The sequence below is a fragment of the Vreelandella arctica genome, from assembly GCF_037070215.1.
In the GTDB taxonomy this organism is placed as follows: domain Bacteria; phylum Pseudomonadota; class Gammaproteobacteria; order Pseudomonadales; family Halomonadaceae; genus Vreelandella; species Vreelandella arctica.
The window spans coordinates 44296-64046 of the sequence record NZ_JBANSN010000005.1; the positions used below are offsets into that span (position 1 = coordinate 44296).

Sequence of the window (19751 nt, forward strand, 5' to 3'; positions counted from 1 at the left end):
ATGTTCGACGATATTAAGCGTTTCGAAATCGGCTCGTCCCAGCAGTTGGATTGGTTTCGCCAACTGTTGGACGGCTTCTTGCCTGATGGCAGTGCGATGGATATTCGCGCAGTGCCACGGGGCAGTTTTCCGATGATCAATCTCGCTCGCAGCGATGATGCCGTGCGTGTCTATGTGTTTGCTGCGGGGCTGGCGCCCTCGGACTTGACCATTGATATCCAGGATAACGTGCTTACCCTGCGTGGCAAGCGTGAGCCCGCCATCGGTAGTAATGAGGATGGCAGCTCGCGCCCAGTGTTTCGACGTGAGCGCCCCAGCGGTGAGTTCGTGCGGGCCATTGCACTACCTGATGGCTTAGATGCTGAGCGTGCCGAAGCGCATCATGCCCATGGTGTGTTTGAGATCGTGCTGCCTAAGCGGGAAGAACTCAAGCCGCGGCGTATTGATGTTCAGGCGGCTTAAGTCATGTTTATTAACCTTGGTACAGGAGGGTAAACCATGAATAACGTTGTTCGTACAGCCACCCAGTCCCCGTTGCAGGAGCGCGGCGACATAAAACGTACTCAAGAAACGTTGCTACCGGCAGTGGATATCATTGAGGAAGCCAGCGCCCTCAAACTAATTGCCGATATGCCTGGCGTGACCCGCGAATCGCTCAAGGTAGAGCTCGATAATAACGTGCTGAGCTTGGAGGGTGAGATAGCCCTGAATATGCCTGAAGGGCTGAGCGCGCTGCATGCTGAGGTGCGTGGCCAGCGGTTTGCGCGCCGCTTCAATCTTAGTCATGAAGTGGACAGTGATGCCATTACGGCCAGTATCACCAATGGTGTCGTGACCATTACGCTGCCGAAAAAGGATAGCCATCGCTCACGGCGTATCGATGTTCAGGCAGCATAAGACAGGGCTGCTACCTACCGCCCTCGGTATTTTCGCTGTAAGACGGGGGCGGTACTTTCCATCTGCGCTATTTAAGCTCTATGCTCTAGTGAGGAAGTTTTTGTTTTACACTTTCTTACAAATTAAGTAGAGAGGAGCCCATCATGACCGATATAGCCGCTTTGCTTGGCAGCGATGCCGATAGCTTGCTTAACCACACTTGCCAGGGGGTGCGTCGTGAGGACTTACATCTCCCTGGCCCCGATTTCATCGATCGTGTGATGGCCGATAGTGACCGCAGCCCAGCGGTGCTGCGTAACATGCAGGCATTCTTTAATCATGGGCGCTTGGCGGGTACCGGCTATCTTAGCCTGCTGCCGGTAGACCAGGGCATTGAACACTCGGCAGGTGCCTCGTTTGCACCTAACCCGCGCTATTTCGACCCGGCCAACATTGTCGAGTTGGCTATAGAAGGTGGCTGCAACGGCGTGGCTTCCACGCTTGGCGTGCTTTCGTCGGTGGCGCGGCGCTATGCTCACAAGATCCCGATGATGCTAAAACTCAACCATAACGAGACGCTGAGTTACCCGGCTATCTATGACCAGACATTATTTGCTGATGTAGAGCAGGCGCACGACATGGGCTGCGTGGCGGTTGGGGCGACCATTTACTTTGGCTCCCACGAGAGTCGCCGGCAAATCATGGAAATCAGCGAAGCCTTTGAGCGCGCTCACCAGTTGGGCATGGTCACCGTGTTGTGGGCGTATCTACGCAACCCGGATTTCAAGCAGGAAGGCACCGATTACCACGTCGCAGCCGACCTCACCAGCCAGGCCAACCATATGGCAGCCACTCTCAAGGCGGATATCGTCAAGCAGAAACTGCCTGAAAATAACGGCGGCTACAAAGCAGTCGGATTCGGCCACACCCACGATGATGTTTACAGCAAGCTGACGTCGGATCACCCGATCGATCTGGCTCGTTATCAGGTAGCCAACTGCTTTATGGGACGCGCTGGGTTGATCAACTCCGGCGGGGGCTCTAAAGGGCATTCTGACCTGGGTGAGGCCGTTCGCACGGCGGTGATCAACAAGCGTGCCGGGGGCATGGGCCTTATTTCCGGTCGCAAGGCGTTCCAGAAGCCGATGCAGGAAGGTGTCGACCTGCTGCATGCTATTCAGGATGTCTATCTCTCGGCCGACGTGACGGTGGCCTGACCCTCCACTCGCAAGCATTGGAAGCGAGTTGATCAACCAGCAAGGCAGGGCGTGTTGAGTATCTTTCATGCGATTGTTTGCATGCGATTGTTTGTATGCACTTATTGATGCACTTTAAACACGCCCTGACCCACCACAACGGCATTACCGCCCACCGTTACAAAACCGGGTTCGATCTCGCCATTGGCGGCGGTGTGAATAATGCTGGGTCGCCCCATTTCAACGCCCTGGTAAATGTTGCAGTGGATGGCGTTTGGCTGGGTCGAGGCCAAGTAGCCCGTTAAAGCGGCTGCGGCGCTGCCGGTGGCAGGATCTTCACAGATGCTGGCATGCATGCAGAACATGCGACTTCTGATCTCGATACCAGCGTTTCTCGACGGCGCTTTAACGTAAACGTATATCTGTTCCGCGCTGCTCGTCATCACCGCACTTGCCCATGTGGCGGTGGAGATGCTGATGCGCTCTAAAGCGTCACGATCGGTTAGCTCGATCAGATGAAAGGGTAGCCCGAAGGAGGAGAATATGGGGTTGCCAATCACCTGATGGCTTTCAAGCCCGAGTAGTGTTGCCGCCGTTGCATGTTCAATGCTGCTATCCATTAACTGGACCGGCTGGGCGGTTTTAAACGTTGCTCTTCCTTGCTCATAACTAACCACCAGTTCGCCGATAGGTGGCTGTAGCACCACGTCTTGCGCGCGGTTTGTGAGGTTCAACTCTGCTAACAGGTGCGCGGTGCCGACCGTGGGGTGGCCTGCAAAAGGTAGCTCACGAGTCGGCGTAAAAATCCGCATCGGGTAGTGATTCGGTCCAGCCGCTGCGCCTAAAAACACCGTTTCAGCAAGATTGAGCTCATTGGCCAGCGCCTGCATATTGCTGGTACTTAACCCATCGGTATCAAGAAAGACAGCCAAAGAATTGCCGGTAAACGGCTGGTCGGTAAAGACGTCGAGTAGGTAGTATTCAGCGGCTTTCATCAGGCCCCCTTTTAAATGATGTCTGTTGCCAAAATGCTTTGCGGCCCTCTTTTAGCGCCTGTGTACGGCTGATACCGATATCTTCGAGTAGCCGATCCTCAAGCGCCAGTAACTGGCGGCGGCTACGACGATACTGGCGGTAGCTTTGTAACTGAATGCGAAGCTGGGTGAGGCTAAAGCGTGGCATGGCGAATCCTCCGTGTTAAGTGCCCCACCAGATTACTCAGTGCTATTTCCTCGATACAGATATAGGTATTATTATTTTAAGGTTACAGATGGGTGTGTTATATCTCTGTATGGTCGCTTAAGGGTTCATCTGTATTGCTTTCAGGCTTTGGGCGGGAGGGTGTCATGACGCGCTACGAAGAGGTTGCTACTATTTTGCGCGAGCGTATAGAGCACGGTATTTACCGTGTGGGTGATCGTCTGCCCTCTATCCGCGCCGTGTGCCAGGAGCTAGACGTTAGCATTTCGACGGCTCAGGAGGCCTACCGGCAGTTGATGGATGTAGCGTTGATTGAATCGCGACCAAAATCCGGCTACTTCGTACTGCCAAGCCGGGTGCCAGCAGTGCTGCCCTCAGTCTCCCGGCCCGCCCAGCGCCCGCTGGATGTTTCCCAATGGGATCAAGTGCTTGAACTCGTCGCCACCCAGCGAGATGACGAGCGGCTGCTGCTTGGACGTGGTGTACCGAATTTTGAGTATGAGACGCTGCGGCCGTTGTCGAAAATCCTCGCTGGCCTGCATCGCAGTAATGACCTGCACGGGTTCAACTACGACAAGCTGAGCGGTAGCCCTGAGCTGCGACAGCAGGTGGCGCGATTGGCCATTGCCTCGGGCTGCCTGCTGCATCCGGATGACATTGTGATTACCACCGGTTGCCAGGAGGCGCTGGCCATTTCCCTGCGCACCCTCACTCAGCCCGGCGATGTGGTGGCCGTCGACTCGCCCAGCTTTTACGGCACCATGCAGATCCTCAAGGCCAACGGCTTGAAAGCGCTGGAAATCCCCACCGACCCACAAACCGGTATCAGCCTGGAAGCCCTGGAGTTGGCGCTTGAGCAGTGGCCGATCCGCGCGATACAGGTGACACCGACCTACAACAACCCACTGGGCTACACCATGAGTGAGGCACGTAAACGGGCGCTGTTTCAGCTCGCTCAGCGTTTTGATGTGGCGATTATTGAAGATGATATCTACGGCGATTTGTCATTCTCGCTGCCCAGACCGCGCACCGTTAAATCCTTTGATGACGATGGGCGCGTGATGCTGTGCAGCGGCTTTTCCAAAACGGTGGGGCCGGGGTTGCGGGTAGGTTGGCTGGCGCCGGGCCGCTATCGCGATCAGGCGCTGCATATGAAGTATGTCTCTACCGGCGCCTCAGCCACGCTGCCGCAGCTGGCAGTGGCGGAGTTCGTCGCCAAAGGGCACTACGAGCGTCACGTCCGTTACGCCACCCGCCAGTATCAGCGCCAGCGCGATATCATGATCAGTTGGGTGCAGCGCTACTTCCCCAAGGGCGCGGGCATCAGCTACCCACAAGGCAGCTTTTTGCTTTGGGTAGAACTGCCCGCTGCGGTGGACTGTGTACGACTCAACCAGCGCTTGGCGCAGCGTGCGATCCACGTAGCACCGGGGTCGCTGTTCTCAGCCTCGGGCAAGTTTCGCCAATGCCTGCGCCTTAACTATGCGTTTACGCTAACCCCCGAGATCGAAGCGGCCGTGCGTACGGTGGGCGAGTTTGCCACTGAGATGGTGGAAGAAGCGCAGGCGCATGCAGCCGTGCTGGGATGACGATCAGCCGCAAGCCTTACAAGGCGAGGTTGTCCTGGCGCACATCTAACTGCTCTAAGCGCTGCGTTAAGAGGCCTGGAAAGCGGGCATACCAGGCCTGATTGAGCGGAGAGGGGTGAGGCAGAGGATAGAGTGTAAAGGTTTGTGCCTCGCCCCGATCATCCTCCAGTGTTACTTCGATACTACTTTCAAACCGATCCTCGCGCTTCCAGAACGCCTCCAAAGGCGTGCACGCTCCTCCTTTGAGCGGCCGATACCGAACCACAGGAAAGCTTCGCGACCCAAGGTGATTAGGGTTCGACCTTCCCAGCGGGAGATCAGGACTTCGTTCATCAGGTCATGAAAGTGGCGCTTAACTTTCATGGACCACGCTTTGTTGCCGACGGGCTTGTAAGGCACGGTGTTGATCCAGAAAAAGTGCTCTCCCACGGCGCGCGAGGCCTCGAAGTCAGGCATTTTTTCATCATAAAGGTGCTCATACAGCGCCTTTCTGACCAACTGCCCACCAGCGCCGATAAAGGGTTCGCCATGGCGAACCTCATCGCGCCCTGGGTCGCGTCCGAAAAAGCCAATGCGCTGGTTAGGCTTGCCAAGGCCGATGATGGGCTCCAGTGGGTCGCGCTCGAAGCGCTGGTAAACCTCGACATCGATTCCTTCGATATCTGCCGCTAGCGCCCTGAATTTTTCCTGTTGCTGCAGGGTCAGTGACATCGTCCATGCTCCTTGCTGCTGTCGTTTGGCTAGTTCAATCAAACCACTCTTGCGCCGTGCGCCATAGGCACATCCCGGCGAAGTAAACAGAGGCAATGCCCCACCCCCATACGGCCCATACGGTGTGCTCAGGGCTGGAAAGTATCAGTGACGTCGCACACACGCACCATAGCAGTGTGACTGCGATATTGAGTGGCATGAACAAGCGCACGCGAAAGGGGTGAAGAAACTTCATTTTAGTGACGGTGAGAATGGCGAGAACAACGATAGTGGCAAAGGTAATAAAAGGCGGTAAATCAATAATATAAAAATAGGCAGCGGTAATGTTCCAGGCGGCTGGAAAGCCCACGAAGTAGTTGTCCTGGCTTTTCATATCGACATTGCAGAAACAGAACATTGATGACAGCAGGATGATGAACACTGAGAGCAGTGCAAAATAGGGCGGCAGTTCAATAAAGTAGTAAATAAAGAGGGCAGGTATAAAGGCCCAGGTGAGGTAGTCAATGACCATATCAAGGGTCGAGCCATCGAAATGGGGCAGGATGGCCTTCACTTCATACTTGCGCGCCAGAGTGCCATCGATACCATCAATCATCATCGCAGCACCCAGCCAGAGGAGGCAGGCGACGGGATTATTATCGACCAGTGCAAGCAGCGCCATGGTGCCGAGTAGTACACCGCTGGCGGTGAATATATGCACACTCCAAGCTTTATATCGTGAGGTGCGGGATTCTGTATGCGAAGAGAATGATTGAACCACGTTGACCCCATTGGGAACGTGTTGTCCCCTTGCTGTTCGGTTTATTGATAAGCGTGTCAAAAACCATACCCTATCACTGTTTTTTTATATCGGCCGCTTAAATTGCTGACGCGCCTGTGCAACCTGCACGCGGGTGATGCAGTTTAGCGAGTGGTCATTGATCAGCCCCATCGCCTGCATAAAGGCAAAAGCGGTTGTTGGGCCAACGAATTTCCAACCGCGCTTTTTTAACGCTTTGGATAGAGCGATGGATTCAGGCGAGGTGACCTGGGTTTGCGGCGGGGGGAGGGAGTCGGCGTCTGGCTCGAAACGCCAGAAGAACGCGGCTAACGAGCCTTCATGTTCGACCATTTCTTGCGCTCTTAAAGCATTATTAATGACCGCTTCGATTTTTCCGCGATGGCGAATAATGCCTGCGTTCTGCAGCAATTGCTGCACATCGTCTTCGCCAAACCGGGCAACCTGATGAAAATCGAAATGGTGAAAAGCGGCGCGGAAGTTCTCGCGTTTATTGAGAATGGTGCGCCAACTCAACCCCGACTGAAAACTCTCTAGGCACAGCTTCTCGAACAGCCGCTGGTCGTTAGCCACTGGAAAGCCCCACTCGTTGTCATGGTAAGGCAAAAACTCCGCCGCGCCCCCACACCATAGGCAGCGGGGATGACCATCAGGGGCGATAAAGTCGGACATAGAGCAATTCCTTAGCAGGTGATAAAAGCTGTTTTCAGTTAGCAATTAGGTGTTAACTCACTATAACGTGATTGGCGTGATAGCAAACGAGCCTGGAGATGAGTATGACATTTGTTCGCCCTGCCACGATTAATGATCTTGATACGCTAACGGAGCTGCTAGATGGTTATCGGCAGTTCTACGCTCAGCCTAGTAATGCGGAGGCCGCTCGTGCCTTTTTGCGCCAACGATTTGGGCAGGCGGATTCACGCATTCTCGTTAGTGAGAGTGAGAATGGTCGGCTTACTGGCTTTGTTCAGCTTTACCCTGGGGTTTCCACGGTAGGCTTAAACGCGCGCTGGACGCTAAATGATCTTTTTGTGCTTCCAGAGTCTCGCGATAAGGGCACGGGAAGAGCGCTAATGGAAGCCGCTACAAAACTCGCCAAAGAGCATGGCGTAGCACGCTTGATATTAATGACGCAGGTAGAGAACGAGCGTGCCCAGCACCTTTATGAGTCATTGGGCTGGCAGCGCAATACGGCGTTTTATGGTTACTTGCTTGATGTGAAGTGAGTTAAGCAGTTCAGGCTCGGCACCTAGCCGAGCCTGAACTACAGTGCATCAAGCCTCGCTTAGCTTGCGCGCTCTATGCAGGTTTTCCATTGTGTTCAGGCACGCCTGGGCGGCTTCTTTCCCTTTGGTAACAAAGTGTTGGGTGTAGAAGTCGTGATGCGTGGCGTGCTCATGGAAGTGGTGCGGTGTTAATACTGCCGAGATCACCGGCACTTGCGTGTCTAACTGCACACGCATCAAGCCATCAATCACCGCATGAGCCACAAAGTCGTGGCGATAAATACCGCCATCGACCACAAAGCCAGCCCCTACAATGGCGCCATAGCGGCCACTTTGGGCGAGTACTTTTGCTTGCAAGGGAATTTCGTAAGCACCGGAAACGGTGAAGGGGTCTACTTGTTCGGCGTTAAGCCCACAGCGCTCTACTTCAGCAATAAAGGCTTCATAGGCCTTCTCGACGATATCCTGATGCCAGTGGCCTTGAATAAACGCGATGCGTTGAGACGTGGTGTGGGTAGAAAGTGTCAGCGGAAATGTCTGATTCATGGTCATTCTCTTGGCTAAGGTGTACCAGAATCAGGGCACGCGGAACCGGTCGTCAGGAAGCCACAAAAGGCAGCCAAAGCCGCTTTTGCATCGCCTGTCTAGGGTGCCGTTCTCTTTCATCCGGACTATCACCGTCGGCTTCGGTTTCTCACCGAATCTGCTGACCTCAAGCAATTGCTTGCTTGAGCGCTCGCGGGCTTAGCGGCCTGGTTCAAAGGCCGTATCACCGCCGGTGGGGACTTTCACCCCGCCCTGAGAACTTTGCTGAATATCAGCCCAACCATTTTACGCTTATTCTAAAAGCCGAGCCAAGGCGGTGTGGTTATTTTGGCGGGTTCACGCTGCATGATGATCTCGCCGTGGCGCACCGAAAGCAGCACCTCGCCTTGATTGCGCAGCACGCTGTAATCATCTTCCCCCTCCAGCAGGTTGAAGCTGGCCGGTTTGCCCACCTCAATGCCGTAGCGTTCTTCGATGTTAAGCGTGCGAGCGCTATTGTCAGTAATCAGCGAAAGCGCCTGACTGAAATCCTGATAACCCATCATTTGGCAGATATGCAGGCCGAAATCCAACGTGCGTAAGAGCTTGCCATTTCCCAACGAATACCAGGGATCAAAAATGGAGTCTTCAGCAAAGCAGACGTTGATACCCGCTTCGTTGAGTTCCTTTACCCGTGTTACGCCGCGCCGTTTGGGGTAGGTGTCGAAGCGCCCTTGCAAATGAATACTTTCGGTGGGGCAAGAGACGAAATTAATGCCCGAGCGCTTGAGCAGCAGAAACAGCTTGGAGCAGTAGGCGTTATCGTAAGAGTGCATCGCCGTGGTGTGGCTTGCGGTCACGCGGCTGCCTAAATCATTAAAAAGCGCTTCGCAGGCCAGTACCTCCAGAAAGCGCGAGTTGGGGTCGTCGATCTCGTCGCAGTGCACGTCCACCAAGCGGTCGTACTTGATCGCGAGTTCGATCACCCGCTTCATGGACGCCACGCCCAGTTCTCGGGTGTATTCAAAATGAGGGATGCCACCCACGACGTCGGCACCGAATTCCAGTGCCTCTTCCATTAGCTTTTCTCCGCCGGGGTAGGAGAGCAGGCCGTCTTGCGGAAAGGCGACTACTTGAATATCGATTTTATCCTTCAGTTCATCCCGCAAGGTACACAGCGTTTTAAGGCCAATCAGGGTTGGGTCGCTGGTGTCAGCGTGGGTGCGCACGAACTGAACGCCGTTGCCGATTAATAAATTAAGCGTTTTCAGAGCGCGCTCGCGAATATCGGCTTCGGTGAGCATGGGTTTGCGCTCGCTCCAGCGCTCAATGCCTTCAAACAGCGTGCCGCTTTGGTTCCAGCTTGGCTCACCCGCGGTGAGGGCGGCATCCAGGTGAATATGAGGCTCGATAAAGGGCGCGCAAACGAGCTTGGCGCCTGCATCAATCTGCCCCGCGCTCGCTGTTTGTGGTGCATCTTGTGCGGTGATGGCGGTGAACGTGCCGTTCTCAATTTCCAGCCGATAAAGCTCAGGGCGCTGGCGTAGGCGGGCATTAATGATCTGCATGGGCATATGAAAAAGGGCTCACTTATTGTTTAGCGGGTGAAGGAAGCGTATCGCTCAGCGTAGCGTGGTTTAAACGCAGCAGCACGGCGTAGCTGCCCGCTGCCACCGCGACCCCTACCAATGGCGGCAGTAACGGGGAAAAGTAGGCAGCCCCGGCACCCAGTGCATAGGCAGCCAGCCCTCTACGGTTGAAGTCAGGCAGTTGAGCGATATCCAAAGCGGGGTAACGGCCTTTATGCTTGAGCCAGAAGTCCGCCATGATGACCCCACCCATGGGCGGAATAAACGTGCCGAGCAGTACCAGGAACGGAATAAGCAGGTTGTACATGCCGCCTACCGCTAGCACCGTCCCAATGGCCGCACCTGCTACGGTGACCAACCGGCGTTTTTCGGTACGCAGTAAGTTGCAGCCCGCCACGGCGAAGTTGTAGATGGTGTTGTCCTGTGTGGTCCAGATATTGAGAAACAGCATCAGCACGGCGATGGTGACAAAGCCCTGGGCAATCAGCACATCGACAATATCCGCCTGCTGGTAAATCATGGTGCCAAGCGCACCAGTGAGTACCATTAAACCGTTACCCACAAAAAACGCTGCCAGGGTCGCGATGACGGCAATTTTCGGCGTTTTGGCGAAGCGGCTCCAGTTAGTGGCTTGGGTACCGCCGCTGATAAACGTGCCGATGATGATAGTGACCGCTGCCGCCACGCCCATACTTTCCGTAGGCGTTTGCTGGCTTAGTCCTGTAAAGCCGCGCACATCCACCAACCCAGTGAACAGGCTAATCAGAATAAACAGCATCATGGCGGGGACGGCAACGCGCGAAAGCCAATCCATACCCTTGTAACCGATCATGGCGGTCACACAGAAACCAAAACCAAAAAGCACCATTAAGGGGATTTCCAGCCATTCAGGCATCCCCGTGGTGCGTACTAATACCAGCGCGATGGTCGCTGTGCCCCAGGCGTACCAACCAATCTGGGTAAAGCCGAGGATAAAATCAGAAAGTTTGCTGCCCTTCTCGCCAAAACAGAAGCGCCCCATCAGCACCGAATTAAGCCCGCTTTTGCAGGCAATATAAGCAAGAACTGCCGCATACGTTCCCAGCAACAGGTTACCAATCAGTATGATCCAGAGCAGTTGGCCAATCGGAAACGCTTGGCCTAACGTGCCACCGGCCCACATGGTCGCAGTAAAAAAGGTAAAGCCGAGCAGTACGGCTGACGTGGAGAGTAACCCTTTACGGGCACGGGTAGGGACTTCGCTGAGCGGGTAATCAGACTGGTTCATGGCAGGCTCCGGTTGAAAACGGTTCTCTTGGAAATATAAGCAACCGGCATGCCAAGTTTTCTTTATTTATGAGGAGTGATTTCTACCAACAGCCCGCGCATTAACGTTTCGACGATAGCGTCGCACTCCTCTGCTAGTGAGTACTGCTGTGGGTCTTGCAGCCAATCAAAGCAAACGCCAATCAAAAAGCCGTGAAACTGGCGGAGCGCGCTGTTGGGGGAGAGCCCCGCACGCAATTGGCCTGCTAGTTGTGTTTGTTCAAACAGACGTTCTACCTGTACTTCAGCATGCTCTGAAAGGCGGGTGATCATGCTGATGCGCGGGTGGTCATCTTCCAGTTTCTCGCAGCGGTGTAGCACGATGGTGGCGGCCCGCTGCAATGGCAGGTCATGGCAGATGCCTGCCAGCGAGCGCTGGGCAATCTCGCGTAAACAGGCCACTGGCGTTGCACCAAGGCGCTGGGTTGTATCATCCACGATTTCATCTAAAGGGATGCGTACCCGCTCCAAGAGCGCATTGAATACCGCTGCTTTATCTTCAAAGTGCCAATAAATGGCGCCCCTCGTCACGCCCGCCGCCTCGGCAATATGGGCCAGGGTCGTGCGCGATACACCCTGGGCTAAGAAGGTGGTCTCAGCCGCATCCAGGATCGTTTCTCGAGTGCGTTCAGCGTCGGCCTTACGACGGGACATAGCGCCTCCTCTTAATAGATTGGCCGTATTTTGGCACTGATCGATAGCAAAGTCGCCGGATGGTGATTAGTATACATTTCACTGACATTCATGAATGTCAGTGAAATGTATACTACGCCCCTTATTGCTTGAATTCAGGTTTGCAACGCTGCATTGATCGTCCTCAAGGAGCCTGCCGTGCCCGTTACTCTTCTTCGTTTCCTGCCCGCCGCACTGGTGCTGCTTATGCTGATGGGCTGCGATCAACCCCAGGCGCAGTCCACCGACACGGCCCGGCCGGTGAAATTGATGACCTTGCAGTCGACCAATGCTACTGCCCTGCGGCAATTCCCGGCGCGGGTAGAAGCCTCCACCCGCAGCAATTTATCGTTTCGAATGGCGGGGGAGCTGCTGGAACTCAATGTGAGTCCTGGTCAGCAGGTAAGCGAGGGCGAGGTCATTGCCCGCATTGATGATCGCAATGCGCAGAGCGAGCTGGATAGCGCCCGCTCGCGCTTGGAACTAGCCGAGGCAATGCTAGAACGTATGCGCTATACCCTGGAGCGCGGTGCGGTCAGTCAATCCCGGTTTGATGAAGCGGAAAGCGAATGGCGGGCAGCCCGCGCAACGTTTGAGCAGGCCGAAGAGCAGGTAACACACACGCAACTGCGCGCCCCCTATGATGGCGTGATCGCTCAGGTGCCGGTGGATAACCGCCAGATTGTTCAGGTGCAGGAAACGGTGGCAGTGATTCAGCAGCCGGGCCAATTAGATGTGGTGTTTCATCTGCCCGAGCAGATTGTTCAGCGCATGCCGCGCAGCAACGGCACCCCCTTTGGGGATGAATTAGCGTATGAAGTACGCTTCGGAAATAGCGACAAACCCTATCTCGCCCAGTTAGCGTCCTATACCACGCAAGCCAGCGCGCAGAGCTTGGCCTATGAAGTCACGCTGACACTCCCTCAGCCCGACGATATCACCCTACTGGATGGTATGAGTGCCAACGTGCGACTGGATTTAAGTGCGCTGCAATCTGACAACGCTTCGCCGGTTTGGCACCTGCCGCCTGAAGCCGTGAGCTATGCGGGCGAAGACGCTAATCAAGCCTTGGTATGGCGCTATACCGGCTCAGAACATGTAGAAGCAGTGCCGGTGAGTGTTGGGCCATTAACGTCGAATGGGTTGGAAGTTAGCGGCGATTTGGCGGCGGACGATCGTATCGTGGCGGCCGGTGCTCACCGTATAACGGCGGATACCAAGGTCACGCCGTGGGAAAAAGAGCAGGGGCTATAAGCATGGTCGACTACTTTTTACGCCACCGGGCGGCTAGTTATTTAATGACCGTAGTGCTGCTGGCGGGCGGTGCGCTGTCATTTCTAGGCATGGGCCAGCTGGAGTTTCCCGAATTCACTATTCGTAACGCCCTCATCACCACGCAGTACCCCGGCGCGACACCTGAAGAGGTCGAGCAGGAAGTGACCTCAACGCTAGAGCAATCGATTCAAGAGATGTCGTCAATTAAGCGAGTGAGCTCGGTGAGTTCCGACGGCCTTTCCCAGATTACCGTCGAGCTGGAAAGCACCGTACAAAATGAAGAGCTTGAACAGCTATGGGATTCGCTACGCCGTAAGGTTCAGGATGCTCAGGCTGCATTGCCGCCGGGCGCCAGTCAATCCCGCGTTAATGACGACTTTGGCGATGTCTTTGGCTTTATGGTCAACCTGACCGGCGAAGGCTACAGCATGCCTGATCTGGCCGATCATGCCGACTTTCTCAAGCGCGAGCTGACCCTGGTAGAGGGCGTCGATAAAGTCTCGCTGGGCGGTGAGCACGAAGAGCGCATCTACATTGAAGTCGACCGTGAGCGCCTGCGGGCGTTAAATATACCGCTCACCCGGCTCCAGCAATTGTTGGATACCCAGAATGCCGTGGCCGATGCGGGGCATCTCAAGCAGGATGGTCGCCGTTTTCGTATTACCCCAACGGGCAGTGCCGCAAATATCGATGACCTGCGCGCGCTCATCGTCAGCGAAGGTGACGGTGAACTGGTGCGGCTGAGCGATATTGCCGATGTAAGCCGAGAGCTGACGGAGCAGCCCCAGCAGCTCTATCGTGATATGGGTAGGCCGGCCATATCGTTGGGCGTTTCGTTTGAAAGCGGTGTGAATGTTGTGGCGGTCGGTGAACAACTGCAGCAACGATTGGATCAACTTCAAGCCCGTACGCCGCTGGGCATGGAGCTGAATATCGTCTACAACCAGCCCCAAGTCGTGGATGAGGCGGTCTCCGGCTTTCTGGTGAGCCTGATCCAGGCGGTGGCCATTGTCATCGTGGTGTTGATGCTGTTTATGGGCTGGCGCAGCGGTCTGTTGATGGGCTTTATTCTGCTGATCACCATTATCGGCACCTTTATGCTGATGCGCTTTCATGGTCTGCAGCTGGAAAAAATCTCCCTTGGGGCGCTGATTATCGCCCTCGGTATGTTGGTCGATAATGCCATCGTGGTGACCGAAGGGATGCTGGTGGGCCTAAAGCGTGGCAGCTCGATTCGTGATTCGGCCCATCAGGTAGTGCGGCAAAACGCCTGGCCGTTGCTGGCCGCCACGCTGATCGCGATTGCTGCCTTTGCACCTATCGGTCTGTCGCCAGACACCACCGGTGAATTTATCGGTTCACTGTTTTTTGTCCTGCTCTATTCGCTGCTGCTGAGCTGGATTACCGCGCTAACGTTAACGCCTTTCTACTTTAAGCTGTTTTTCCGCAATATCGCACCTGGCGATGGTCAAGAGGACCCTTACAAAGGCGTTGTTTATCGCTTGGTCGGCCGCGTCATCGTTGCCGGCATACGCTGGCGCTGGGTGACGTTGGTGCTGGTGGTCGCAATATTGGCGGGCGCGTTGTTCGGTTTTGGTTCAGTCAAAAATGCCTTCTTTCCGGCCTCGAATACGCCCATCTTTTTTGTCGATTACCGCACGCCGGAAGGCACCGATATCCTTGAGACTCAGCGCCGTGTCAGCGAGCTGGAAGAGAGCGTGATGGAGATGCCGGGCATTCACCATCTCACCACCACCGTGGGCGGTGGATCACAGCGTTTTACCCTCACTTACTCGCCGGAAGACCGCTACGCCAGCTATGCGCAGCTCATTATCGAAACCGACGATAAAGCCACTCAGCGCGAGCGCATGGCCGACGTTGAAAGGGTGCTCGTACGTGACCATAGCGATATCGATTACAAAATTGCCCCATTGGAAGTCGGCCCCGCGCCGAAAGCCAAGCTGGAAGCGCGTTTCTACGGCAGTGACCCGGAAGTGCTGCGCCAACTGGGCGACGAGGTGGAGGCCATGTTCCGTGAGACGGCCAACATGACCAGCGTGCGCACCAGCTGGCGTAACCGGGTGCAAGCAATCGAGCCCGTCTTTCTTGAGGATACCGCGAGGAGGTTAGGTGTCACCCGTGAGGATTTGGCTAGCACCCTTGCGCTGAGTACCAGTGGTAGCCAGGTCGGCGTTTATCGCGATGGCAGCGACCTGATTCCCATGGTGGCGCGAGCGATTCGCGAGCAGCGCCACGACGTGGACAACCTGGGTTCCCTCAATGTCTGGAGCGAAGAGCAGGGCCGCTATATCACCGCCGACCAAGTGATCAGCGATATCACCACCCGGGCCGCGAATCCGCTGATCATGCGTCGTAACCGGGAACGCATGCTGGCAGTGTACGGTGAGCCAGACCCGTTAAGTGGGGTGACCGCCGCCAGCGTATTGGCGGAGATCCGACCTCAGGTAGAAGCGCTGGAGCTGCCAGCAGGCTATCGGCTGGAGTGGGGCGGCGAGTTCGAGACCGCTGGCGAAGCGCAAAGAGGGCTGTTTTCCTCGCTGCCGCTGGGCATCGTGATGATGTTCATCCTTACCGTGGTGCTGTTCAATAACTTCCGCCAACCGTTGGCGATTTGGTCGCTGGTACCGTTGACGATTATCGGTGTTGTCGGCGCGTTGCTGCTCACCGGCTTGCCGTTCTCGTTCATGGCCTTGCTGGGCACGCTGAGCTTGATCGGCATGGTGATCAAAAACGCCATCGTTCTGGTGGAGGAGATCAACGTGCAATTGCCGCTGCATCAGGATCGCTATCATGCGGTAGTGCGCGCAGCGGTGAGCCGCGTGCGTCCGGTATCGATGGCGGCGCTGACCACCATGCTGGGTATGATTCCGCTGATCAGCGATGCGTTCTTTGCCAGCATGGCGGTTGCGCTGATTGGTGGTCTGGGCGTTGCCACGCTGTTAACTCTGGTGGTACTGCCGGTGGTCTACTGCGTGCTCTACCGGATCAAGATTCATGCGGATTAACCAGGATTAATTCAGCGCCGCTGCGACCTCTTCAATCTGTAGGCGCAGGCTCTGTAGACCGCCGCCGGAGAGGTACCACAGCGCGGGTGTCAGCATGACGAGCTGCGCGTCTTCTGCACCGGCGTCTAAAAGCGTTTGGGTTAACGCTTCCGCGTTGGCGGGTTCATCGCCAATAGCCGCGCTGCGGTCAACCACCAACACGAACTCTGGATCAATTTCGGCAATGGCATCAGGCGAAAGTGGCGTAAAGGTACGGGTGCCGCGGGTTTCCGAGTTCACACTGTCGGGCATTTCAAGTGCGTCTACGCCCAGCACCTCGTGCACGACCGGGTGCTGATTGAGCATCAGGTTACCGCCGTTATGGGTCACGACTAGCGTGCGAGGCGCATCGCTTAGCGCTTCGCGCTGGGACTCAATCTCGGCATGCAGGATTTCAAGCGCCTCTTCCGCTTGGCTATCCGCGTCTAATCGACCAGCCAGCTCGCGCACATTGGCCTCAAAAGCGGCCAAGTAGTCGTCACCTTGCAGGCTGGTGTTGAGCAGTGGGGCGATGTCGCCAAGCTCGGCTTCCCAGTCGCCCTGGCGGCCGGTGTAGAGAATCAGGCTAGGTTCGCTTGCGCTTATGGCGTCCATATCCGGCGAGCGCAGGCCGCCAATATCGGTGTATGGTTCTGCTGCGTACTGTTCCAGGTAGTTCGGCAAGCTGGCTTTCGGCACGCCCACCACCTGCTCGCTAAGGCCAAGCGCATCCAGGGTGTCCAGGCTGCCTAGATCGAAGGTGGCTATACGCTGGTCGGTAGCGGCGCTGACAGCTGAAAAAAGCAGCGTAGCGGTAGCAGTAGCGACGAGTGTTGTGGAGAGTGCTGTGGAGAGAAGCTTAGACGTCATAGCAATTCCTTTTATGAGAAAATATTCTATATGCAATAATTTCTCATCATCGCAGCAAGCCGTAGCGTTGTCTCGTTTAGCATAAGGAACGATGTGTTGCGGTAAACGCGACCGCCTCCTTCAAGGGAGGCGGCCGTTACAGTGATAACCGTGGGTGGTTAAGAGGCGACCCGGAAAGGGTTACGTGGGTCGTTATCCCAGGCCAGAAAGGGTTGACCTGTTTCTTGAGGCACCATGGTGATGCAGTTCTCCACTGGGCAAGTGATCTGGCACAGGTTACAGCCTACACACTCCTCTTCAATTACCTCATAGCGGCGCGCGCCGTTCTGCTCGGTGAGCTTGGCAATCGACTGGTGGGACGTGTCCTCGCAGGCGATATAGCAGCGGCCGCACTCGATACACAAATCCTGATCGATCTTGGCGATCGTTTTGAAGTTGATATCCAGGTGTTTCCAGTCGGTGGTTTGCGGGATCGCCTTGCGGGAAAATGCCTCAATGGAGTCGTAGCCCTTTTCCGCCATCCAGCGGGAGAGGCCATCCTTCATCTCCTCCACAATGCGAAAGCCGTTAAGCATCGCGGCTGTGCACACCTGTACGCTGCCTGAACCGAGGGCGATAAATTCCGCCGCATCCCGCCAGGTGGAAATGCCGCCAATGCCGGAAATCGGCAGTGTAGGTGTGGCCGGGTCGCGGGCAATTTCAGCCACCATGTTCATCGCAATAGGCTTCACGGCGCTGCCGCAGTAGCCGCCGTGGGTGCTTTGGTGGCCTACCATGGGCTTGGCGACCATGTTGTCCAGGTCAATGCTGGTGATCGAGTTGATGGTGTTAATCAGCGACACCGCGTCGGCCCCACCGCGCAGCGCCGCCTGGGCGCCCACGCGAATATCGGTAATATTCGGCGTGAGTTTGACGATGACTGGCTTGGAGTAGTGCTTCTTACACCAGTAGGTGACTTTCTCGATCAGGTCGGGGTTTTGGCCTACTGCCGCACCCATACCACGTTCTGGCATGCCGTGGGGACAACCCAGGTTCAGCTCAATACCGTCCGCACCGGTGGCTTCTACTAGCGGCAGAATGTAGGCCCAGGCTTCTTCATTACAGGGCACCATGATGGAAACGATCAGTGCCCGGTCAGGCCAATCCTTCTTCACCTGGGTGATCTCTTTAAGGTTGATCTCCAGCGAGCGATCGGTAATCAGCTCGATATTGTTAAAGCCGATCACCTCGCGGTTCTTGCCGTAGTGGGCGGAGTAGCGGGAGGAGACGTTCACCGCCGGTGGTTCTTCACCCAGGGTTTTCCATACCACCCCGCCCCAGCCCGCTTCATAAGCGCGCACGACGTTGTAGGCTTTGTCGGTGGGCGGGGCAGAGGCGAGCCAGAAGGGGTTAGGGGCTTTGATACCGGCAAAATTCACCGACAGATCAACGCCGTTCACCACGCTGTCGCTGCTGTTTTTCTTGCCTGGAAAAGAGAGGGTGTTGAAAGGCGTGGTGTTCATGCGGCCTCCTGCTGGGCGGCGAGCGCTTGATGAATGGCGTGAGCCGCCAGCTTGCCGTGCTGCACGGCTTGTACGGTGAGGTCCTGGCCGGGTTTCACACAGTCGCCTCCGGCGTAAACGTTGGGCAGTGAGGTTTGGAACATCTCATCCACATGAATGCGCTCGCCGTCGCGGGCAAGCTCCGCGGCAGTGGCGTCGCGTAGGCTTTCGCCTGCGAAGCCCTGTCCGATGGCCTTGAAGATGGCATCCGCAGCAATTTCGAAGGTGTCTCCGGTGGCCGTTAATTGGCCCGCCTGCTCCTGAGTCTTGGCAAAGCGCATGCCCGCGACGCGGCCTTGGTCATCCAGCAAGATTTCATCGGGCTGCGCCCAGGTCACCATGCGTACACCGTTGGCTTTGGCGATCTCCTGCTCGTGGTCGGTGGCGGACATCGCCTCCACGCCGCGACGGTAGACCAGCGTCACCTCGATGGCTCCCAGGCGAGCCATTTGCGTTGCCATATCGATCGCAGTATTGCCTGCACCAATCACAATGCAGCGTTTTGCCACGGCTAGGCTGCCCAGGTCATCGGTCTGGCGCAGGGTTTTGATGTAGTCCACCGCGGGCATCAGACCCGGTGCATCCTTGCCGGTTAGTTCCAGCGTACGGCTGGCCCCTAGCCCCAAACCCAGGAATACGCTGTCGTACTGCTGGCGAAGCGTATCGAGGGTGAGGTTATCGCCCAGGCGCTGGCCGTACTGGATGTCGATACCGCCAATCTCCAGCAAGAACTCGACTTCCTTGCGGGCAAAGTCATCGGTCATTTTGTAGCGGGCGATGCCGTACTCGTTAAGCCCGCCGGGCTTTTGCTCCGCTTCAAAAACTGTCACTTGGTGGCCGAGCATCGCAAGGCGATGGGCGCATGAGAGCCCGGCAGGCCCGGCACCTACCACGGCGATGTGGCGGCCAGTGCTGGCGGCGCGCTTAAAGGGGTGGCTATCAAACTGCATATGGTCAGTAGCGTGACGCTGGAGCAGGCCAATTAATACAGGCTGACACTCGGCGTCGTGGTTACGCACGCAGCTACGCTCGCAGAGAATTTCGGTGGGGCATACGCGGGCGCAGCTGCCACCCAGGATATTGGCCTCCAGTATGGTTTCCGCCGCGCCATTGATATTGTTTTCGCTGATTTGGCGAATAAAGCTAGGGATATCAATGTCCGACGGGCAGGCCTCGACGCAGGGCGCGTCATAGCAGTAGAGACAGCGCTGGCTTTCGATAATGGCCTGGCGCGGCGTCAGCGGTGGGTGAAGGTCGCTGAAATTATGCGCCAACGTCGCTGGGTCGTAGGTGCCGACCTCTTTTGCGCTGGGCAGGTGATCAAGTGAATGGGTCACGGTCGTTTCTCCATTGC

The 19751-nt window shown here is 56.1% G+C and carries 19 protein-coding genes and 1 riboswitch; of the genes, 7 read left to right on the forward strand and 12 right to left on the reverse strand.

What is annotated here, in order from left to right:
* From V8L70_RS05900 to V8L70_RS05910, 3 genes are all read left to right on the forward strand, one after another.
* Window positions 1-462, forward strand: a complete 462-nt coding sequence (locus V8L70_RS05900; RefSeq protein WP_101148146.1) for an Hsp20/alpha crystallin family protein — start codon at window positions 1-3, stop codon at window positions 460-462.
* A 36-nt stretch (window positions 463-498) separates the two neighbouring features.
* Window positions 499-897 carry an Hsp20/alpha crystallin family protein gene (locus V8L70_RS05905; RefSeq protein WP_101148145.1) on the forward strand — a complete coding sequence of 133 codons (399 nt, stop codon included), beginning with the start codon at window positions 499-501 and terminating at the stop codon, window positions 895-897.
* Between the two features lie 143 nt (window positions 898-1040).
* The gene (locus tag V8L70_RS05910) at window positions 1041-2093 is read left to right on the forward strand and encodes a class I fructose-bisphosphate aldolase (protein WP_336269050.1); all 1053 of its coding nucleotides are present in this window, start codon (window positions 1041-1043) and stop codon (window positions 2091-2093) included.
* A 101-nt stretch (window positions 2094-2194) separates the two neighbouring features.
* Here V8L70_RS05910 and V8L70_RS05915 read toward each other — a convergent pair whose 3' ends face one another.
* Window positions 2195-3067, reverse strand: coding sequence for a PhzF family phenazine biosynthesis protein (locus tag V8L70_RS05915; RefSeq protein WP_336269051.1), 873 nt, complete (start codon window positions 3065-3067; stop codon window positions 2195-2197).
* Complete coding sequence (locus tag V8L70_RS05920; protein WP_008959325.1) at window positions 3054-3254, reverse strand: DUF1127 domain-containing protein; 201 nt, start codon at window positions 3252-3254, stop codon at window positions 3054-3056. The genes V8L70_RS05915 and V8L70_RS05920 overlap by 14 nt, the downstream gene beginning before the upstream one ends.
* A gap of 164 nt (window positions 3255-3418) precedes the next feature.
* Here V8L70_RS05920 and V8L70_RS05925 point away from each other — a divergent pair, with 164 nt between their 5' ends.
* On the forward strand, window positions 3419-4861 hold the full coding sequence (locus V8L70_RS05925) for an aminotransferase-like domain-containing protein (protein WP_008959326.1): 1443 nt from the start codon (window positions 3419-3421) through the stop codon (window positions 4859-4861).
* A 171-nt stretch (window positions 4862-5032) separates the two neighbouring features.
* On the opposite strand, the gene V8L70_RS05930 is transcribed toward V8L70_RS05925, so the two are convergent.
* The 3 genes from V8L70_RS05930 to V8L70_RS05940 all read right to left on the reverse strand — a co-directional run bounded on the left by V8L70_RS05930 (window position 5033) and on the right by V8L70_RS05940 (window position 7022).
* Entirely contained in the window at window positions 5033-5572 is a 540-nt protein-coding gene (locus V8L70_RS05930) for a uracil-DNA glycosylase family protein (RefSeq protein ID WP_336269052.1), read from the reverse strand.
* A gap of 34 nt (window positions 5573-5606) precedes the next feature.
* The gene (gene pcsA / locus V8L70_RS05935) at window positions 5607-6332 is read right to left on the reverse strand and encodes a phosphatidylcholine synthase (RefSeq protein WP_348534235.1); all 726 of its coding nucleotides are present in this window, start codon (window positions 6330-6332) and stop codon (window positions 5607-5609) included.
* An 84-nt stretch (window positions 6333-6416) separates the two neighbouring features.
* Window positions 6417-7022, reverse strand: coding sequence for a DNA-3-methyladenine glycosylase I (locus tag V8L70_RS05940; RefSeq protein ID WP_336269054.1), 606 nt, complete (start codon window positions 7020-7022; stop codon window positions 6417-6419).
* Between the two features lie 104 nt (window positions 7023-7126).
* On the opposite strand from V8L70_RS05940, the gene V8L70_RS05945 reads away from it, so the two are divergent.
* Window positions 7127-7576, forward strand: a complete 450-nt coding sequence (locus tag V8L70_RS05945; protein WP_035587284.1) for a GNAT family N-acetyltransferase — start codon at window positions 7127-7129, stop codon at window positions 7574-7576.
* 48 nt (window positions 7577-7624) lie between these two features.
* Here the strand turns inward: V8L70_RS05945 and V8L70_RS05950 are convergent, their stop codons facing one another.
* From V8L70_RS05950 to V8L70_RS05965, 4 genes are all read right to left on the reverse strand, one after another.
* The gene (locus V8L70_RS05950; RefSeq protein WP_336269055.1) at window positions 7625-8122 is read right to left on the reverse strand and encodes a 6,7-dimethyl-8-ribityllumazine synthase; all 498 of its coding nucleotides are present in this window, start codon (window positions 8120-8122) and stop codon (window positions 7625-7627) included.
* A gap of 104 nt (window positions 8123-8226) precedes the next feature.
* Window positions 8227-8386, reverse strand: a riboswitch (FMN riboswitch).
* Between the two features lie 32 nt (window positions 8387-8418).
* The gene (gene codA, locus V8L70_RS05955; protein WP_336269056.1) at window positions 8419-9675 is read right to left on the reverse strand and encodes a cytosine deaminase; all 1257 of its coding nucleotides are present in this window, start codon (window positions 9673-9675) and stop codon (window positions 8419-8421) included.
* A 16-nt stretch (window positions 9676-9691) separates the two neighbouring features.
* Complete coding sequence (codB, locus tag V8L70_RS05960) at window positions 9692-10957, reverse strand: cytosine permease (protein WP_336269057.1); 1266 nt, start codon at window positions 10955-10957, stop codon at window positions 9692-9694.
* A 62-nt stretch (window positions 10958-11019) separates the two neighbouring features.
* The gene (locus V8L70_RS05965; RefSeq protein ID WP_336269058.1) at window positions 11020-11649 is read right to left on the reverse strand and encodes a TetR family transcriptional regulator; all 630 of its coding nucleotides are present in this window, start codon (window positions 11647-11649) and stop codon (window positions 11020-11022) included.
* 177 nt (window positions 11650-11826) lie between these two features.
* Between V8L70_RS05965 and V8L70_RS05970 the strand changes: the two genes are divergently transcribed.
* Together V8L70_RS05970 and V8L70_RS05975 are read left to right on the forward strand one after the other, a co-directional pair.
* Window positions 11827-12921 carry an efflux RND transporter periplasmic adaptor subunit gene (locus V8L70_RS05970; protein WP_336269059.1) on the forward strand — a complete coding sequence of 365 codons (1095 nt, stop codon included), beginning with the start codon at window positions 11827-11829 and terminating at the stop codon, window positions 12919-12921.
* 2 nt (window positions 12922-12923) lie between these two features.
* Complete coding sequence (locus V8L70_RS05975) at window positions 12924-15968, forward strand: efflux RND transporter permease subunit (RefSeq protein WP_336269061.1); 3045 nt, start codon at window positions 12924-12926, stop codon at window positions 15966-15968.
* Between the two features lie 6 nt (window positions 15969-15974).
* Here the strand turns inward: V8L70_RS05975 and V8L70_RS05980 are convergent, their stop codons facing one another.
* The 3 genes from V8L70_RS05980 to V8L70_RS05990 form a co-directional block, all read right to left on the reverse strand.
* On the reverse strand, window positions 15975-16856 hold the full coding sequence (locus tag V8L70_RS05980) for an ABC transporter substrate-binding protein (protein ID WP_336269062.1): 882 nt from the start codon (window positions 16854-16856) through the stop codon (window positions 15975-15977).
* A 158-nt stretch (window positions 16857-17014) separates the two neighbouring features.
* Window positions 17015-18358 (reverse strand): NAD-dependent dihydropyrimidine dehydrogenase subunit PreA, encoded by a 1344-nt coding sequence (gene preA, locus V8L70_RS05985; protein WP_336269063.1) that lies wholly within the window; start codon window positions 18356-18358, stop codon window positions 17015-17017.
* Window positions 18355-19734: an NAD(P)-dependent oxidoreductase gene (locus V8L70_RS05990; protein ID WP_336269064.1), complete on the reverse strand. Its 1380-nt coding sequence runs from the start codon at window positions 19732-19734 to the stop codon at window positions 18355-18357. Before V8L70_RS05990 ends, preA begins: the two co-directional genes overlap by 4 nt.
* Window positions 19735-19751 lie beyond the last annotated feature (17 nt).